5 protein-coding genes and 1 pseudogene are annotated in these 4,823 nt (G+C 60.9%); 3 read left to right on the top strand and 3 right to left on the bottom strand.

Translation table 11 applies throughout. The features are described from left to right. Positions 1-272: 272 nt before the first annotated feature. Positions 273-704 (bottom strand): Lrp/AsnC family transcriptional regulator, encoded by a 432-nt coding sequence (locus ACS5Q1_RS46515; RefSeq protein ID WP_473104561.1) that lies wholly within the window; start codon positions 702-704, stop codon positions 273-275. Positions 705-860: 156 nt separating this feature from the next. Here ACS5Q1_RS46515 and ACS5Q1_RS46510 point away from each other — a divergent pair, with 156 nt between their 5' ends. From ACS5Q1_RS46510 to ACS5Q1_RS46500, 3 genes are all read left to right on the top strand, one after another. Next, positions 861-1,157 carry an alcohol dehydrogenase catalytic domain-containing protein gene (locus ACS5Q1_RS46510; RefSeq protein WP_473104560.1) on the top strand — a complete coding sequence of 99 codons (297 nt, stop codon included), beginning with the start codon at positions 861-863 and terminating at the stop codon, positions 1,155-1,157. Next, positions 1,154-1,873 (top strand): zinc-dependent alcohol dehydrogenase family protein, encoded by a 720-nt coding sequence (locus ACS5Q1_RS46505; RefSeq protein ID WP_473104559.1) that lies wholly within the window; start codon positions 1,154-1,156, stop codon positions 1,871-1,873. Before ACS5Q1_RS46510 ends, ACS5Q1_RS46505 begins: the two co-directional genes overlap by 4 nt. 156 nt (positions 1,874-2,029) lie before the next feature. After that, entirely contained in the window at positions 2,030-3,007 is a 978-nt protein-coding gene (locus tag ACS5Q1_RS46500; protein WP_473104558.1) for a quinone oxidoreductase family protein, read from the top strand. Between the two features lie 168 nt (positions 3,008-3,175). On the opposite strand, the pseudogene ACS5Q1_RS46495 reads toward ACS5Q1_RS46500, so the two are convergent. Then, positions 3,176-4,183 (bottom strand): annotated as a pseudogene (locus tag ACS5Q1_RS46495) (IS630 family transposase); the annotation flags it as partial. A 68-nt stretch (positions 4,184-4,251) separates the two neighbouring features. Next, positions 4,252-4,823: IS630 family transposase (locus ACS5Q1_RS46490; protein WP_473104557.1), on the bottom strand; the 572-nt coding region annotated here is incomplete at its 5' end.

The raw sequence follows: 4,823 nt of genomic DNA, 5'->3' as shown, positions 1-4,823 counted from the left end.
TTCGGCTATATCGAGAGCTACTATAATCGGCAGCGCATTCACTCAGCCCTCGGGTATCTCACACCCGAACAAGCCGAGCGGAAAATGAACTAACCCGGTGTCCGCGCAATCGGGGGAAGATCAGCTCAAGAGTCACATTTTTATAGGACGGAAGCACGCTGGCTTTAGGTGATCAGCGAGATAGTGAAGACAGGGTTAATCACGTATCTCACCGAACGGCGACGCGGAGACGCTGCATCGCCGCTAGCGGGGATCGGCAATGCTCGAAGCCATCAAAGCGGCGGCAGGCGACGTGGCACCGGCTGTGACTTGACGATGGTGGTGACTGTCTGAGCGCGGGCGTGAAAGGGCTCGAGCAACCTGTCGAGATCCTCGATCGACCGAATGTAGAGCCGGGCCACGAAGCAGTCCTCCCCAGTCACCCGGTCGCATTCGACGAACTCGGGTGTGTCGAGGATCATGCATCCGACGAGGTGAAGAGCGCCCGGAAGCGGATTAAGGCGAACGATCGCTTGAAGCGTATAGCCCAACACCCGAGGGTTAATCATGACAGTGAACCCCGACAGCTCGCCTCGCTCTTGGAGGCGTTTGAGCCTCTCCGCCACCGTAGGCGAGGCCAGTCCAACCTCTACGGCCAATTGTTTCAATGCGACTCTGGCATTTGCGGCGAGAATCTCAACGATCCGCTTGTCGATGGCGTCCATAGACGATCCTTTCATTAAATTCGGCCAGATTTTCATATCGTCTTGATTAAATAGGCAAAGTCAAAGTCGCGCCTTTCCTATTGCATAGATGTGGCGGCACGTGTCGAGGATAATGAGAGTCTGTTTCAGCGATCAGAAATCGCTGAGGTGATCTCCATGCATGTACTTGAAGCTCCTGCATCACATCGGCTCGAAGATTTGGCGCTGACGGAGCGCCCGGATCCGCCCGCGCCGGGGCCAGGGCAAGCCCTGGTCCGGATAGGCGCGGTGGGACTGAACTGTCGCGACCTGCTGGTCGCGACGGGACATGATCGGTGGCTGTCCCCCGATGGGCGCATCCTCGGCTCGGACGGTGTGGGGCGGGTTCTCGCAGTTGGACGGGGCGTCGAGCGGTTGAAGGTCGGCGATCGCGTGATCACCACAATTCTTCCCAATTGGATTCTGGCCCATTGACGCCGGAGAAGCTCAGAGGGGGGCTTGGCGGTCCGGGGGCTGACGGCGTTTTCGCCGAACAGGTCCTGCTCGACGCCGCGGCCCTGGCCCTCGTTCCCGACTATTTGACCGATGAGGAGGCCGCGACATTGCCGTGCGCAGCCCTCACGGCTTGGCATGCAATCACACGAGGCGGCGCGCTTCGCGCTGGCGCAAGGGTTCTCGTGGAGGGGACAGGAGGGGTCTCCGTGTTCGCCCTGCAGATGGCCGCCGCCGGAGCGGAGGTGATCGCGACCTCGAGCTCGGACGCCAAGCTCGAGCGTTTGCGCGAGCTCGGCGCGAAGGCCACCGTGAACTATCGCGCGCGGAATGATTGGGGTGAAGAAGTGTTGAGGCTGACCGACGGCTGCGGAGTGGACCTCGCCTTGGATATCGGTGGCGCCGCTATGCTGAAGCAATCAATCCTCGCCACAGCGTGCGAAGGAGTGGTCAGCATGGTCGGAGTGGTCGGCGGGATGTCCGTCGAAATCAACATCGCCGACATTTGGCTGAAGAACCTCCGCCTCGACGGGATCGAGACCGGCTCGCGAACCATGCTGGAGGAGATGATCGTCTGGTTCAAGGACAAGCATATCCAGCCAGTCATCGATTGCATCTATCCCATCAACGAAAGCAAGCATGCATTCCAACGCCTCCGCGAAGGCGGCCACTTTGGCAAGATTTGTCTGACCTTTTGATCGCGGTCCCGATCCGACGGAGAAGGCTCGATTGCTCATGCAGACGGCGTAGTTGCGTCGCCGGATCGGAGCGGAACCACAATATTTCGTCTACCTGTTTTTTGATCGGCGGCGTGATACAGCTGTTTCCCAATCTAGGCGCCAGGAAAGTCTGACATGTCAAAAGCAATAAAGACCCAGGCCAATGGTGGGCCGGAGGTGATGGCCTATGGAGAGAACGATCCCGGCCGTCCCAGCCCGGGACAGGTGCTCATCCGCCATACAGCGATCGGGCTGAATTTCCTCGATGTCTACTACCGCAGCGGACTCTATCCGGCGCCAGCGGGATTTCCGCTTATCCCTGGCAACGAGGCTGCAGGTGTGGTGGTCGAGGCTGGCGAAGGCGTAGAAGGGCTGACTAAGGGCGACCGCGTCGCCTATGCCGGACCGCTCGGCGCATATTGCGACGAACGGGTCATTACGGCGTCGGTGCTGGTCAAGATTCCGGATGGCGTCAGCGACGAGCAGGCCGCCGCCATGATGCTGAAGGGCATGACAGCGGAATATCTGCTGTGGCGTACGTTCCCAGTGAAACCAGGAGACACCATCCTCTACCATGCCGCCGCCGGTGGCGTCGGGCTGATCCTCGGGCAATGGGCGAAACATCTCGGCGCAACCGTCATCGGCACGGCGAGTTCGGCCGAAAAGGTCGCGCTGGCGAAGGAGCATGGCTTCGATCACGTCATCAATTACCGCGAGACCGATTTCGTCGGCGCGGTGAAGGAGATAACCGGCGGCAAGCTCTGCGATGTCGTCTACGATTCCGTCGGCAAGGACACGTTTCCCGGCTCGCTGGACTGTCTCAGGCCGCGCGGCCTGTTCGTTTCGTTCGGCCAGTCGTCAGGGCTGATTCCGCCCTTCAACATGGCGCTGCTGTCGCAGAAGGGGTCGCTGTTCGCCACCAGACCGACGATCTCCACCTACAACCTGAAGCGCGAGGATCTCGAAGCATCGGCGAAAGCGCTGTTCGAGGTAGTGGCGAGCGGCGCGGTCAGGATCGAGATCAATCAGCGCTACGCGCTGAAGGATGCGGCCAAGGCCCATTCCGATCTCGAAGCGCGTAAGACGACGGGGACAAGCATTCTCCTCCCTTGAGTTTTCCGCGAATTCTTGAAGCACTTTCAAGTGTCGCGCCGCTTTGCGTTATGCATCGGCCACGCCTACGATGCTTTCGGGAACGTAATCAAAACTGGGGAGCGTTGTGACGGCCACCCTTGAAACTGAAGGCGTCAACCTGCTTGAAATGGCGAACATGAGAGAGTGGATGGAATCTAACGCTTGGTGCCCACGCCTGACGGCGGCGATGATGTCATCTGGATCAGCCGTCCATGTGAAGGGCTTGGGATGGGCATTCGTCTCGGCAACGTACCGGTTGATGGCCGCCTGAAGATCAACCACTGAGTGGAAGACCCCTCGCTTGAGCCTCTGCCGGGTCAGTTTGGCAAAGAAGCCCTCAACCGCGTTGAGCCACGAGCATGAGGTTGGGGTGAAGTGGAAGGTGAAGCGCGCGTGCCGGTCGAGCCAGGCGCGAACCTTCGGGTGCTTGTGAGCCGCGTAGTTGTCGAGGATCACGTGCACGGCTTTACCCGCTGGCACTTGGGCTTCAATGGCGTTCAGGAAGCGGATGAACTCCTGATGCCGGTGGCGCTGCATGTTGCGCCCAATCACGGTGCCGTCCAGCACATTCAGGGCGGCAAACAGCGTGGTGGTGCCGTGGCGCTTGTGGTCGTGCGTCATGGTCCCGAGGCGGCCCTTCTTGAGCGGCAGCCCGGGCGGGTCAACGTAGAGCCCAACCACATCCTGCAGCTTCTCGGCAAACCTGGGATCATTCGAGAGTTTGAACTGGCGATAGCGATGCGGCTGGAGGCCATGAACTCGCCAGATGCGCCGCACGGCGCTGGCGCTGATGCCGGTTTGCTGGGCCATCATGGCGGCGGTCCAGTGGGTCGCCTCGACCGGCGGATCAGCCAGCGTCAGGGTGATCGCCCGCTCGGCGATGTCAGGGCCCAGTGGTGTGATCCGGGACGGGCGGGTCTTGTCACGCAGCAGGCCCTCGACGCCCTCCCGCATGAAGCGCTCCTGCCAGCGCCAGACGCAGGTCTTGGAGGTGCCAGTTCGACGCATGATTTCGGTCGTGCCGATGCCATCCGCGCTCAACAGCACGATGGCGGCCCGCCAGACATGTTTCTGAGGCGTATTCCGGTTGCTGGCGACCGCCTCCAGGCGAAGCCGGTCAGACGATGTCAGGATGATGGAGATGCCAGTGCGCATGCCGGAGCTTCGCATGCACTCCGGCTAACGGGAATCCCCAAGCGGACTCTTCCGTCAGGCGCAGACCACTAAGCAGCGATTCGGTGGTTGGCCAACGGATGGCGATTCCGTTCGCGATTGAGCATCATGACCGCCTCGTGGATGGCACAATCGAGGTTTTCTGGACCCGCGAAGATCTGGTGAGCAAGATGATGCTGCTTCAGATCGCGCCAGAGCTCTTCGATGTCGTTGAGCTCCGGCGTGTATTTCGGCAGCCATTCGACCGTGAGCCAGGGCGCCCGCTCGGCGAGTGCGGCGCGCGTCACCTTGCTGGTGTGGATCGGGCCATTGTCGAGGACGAGCACGATCGGCTTCTTCGCACGATCAGGCGTCAGGCCATATTGCGTGTCGATCTGTTCCAGAAGCGCGATGAAATCGGTACTGCGCTTGCTCCGGCTGGTGCGCACAATCAGGTCACGCGGGGCCCAGTCGAGCAGACCGAGCATCGCCACCTTGGCGGCTTGGCCGGGCGCTGGGATGCGCAGATCCGCACCCTTCTTGGCCCAGGCATGGGCCAGATAGGGATGGGTGAGCGCTTCGGACTCATCCCCGAACAAGAGCACGATATCGCCCGCCTCAGCCTGCGCCTTCAGGAGCTTGC

The sequence above is a fragment of the Microvirga sp. GN3 genome, assembly GCF_055792825.1.
The sequence above is the reverse complement of the archived record's forward strand: the minus strand, read 5'-3'. Positions and strand labels throughout refer to the sequence as shown.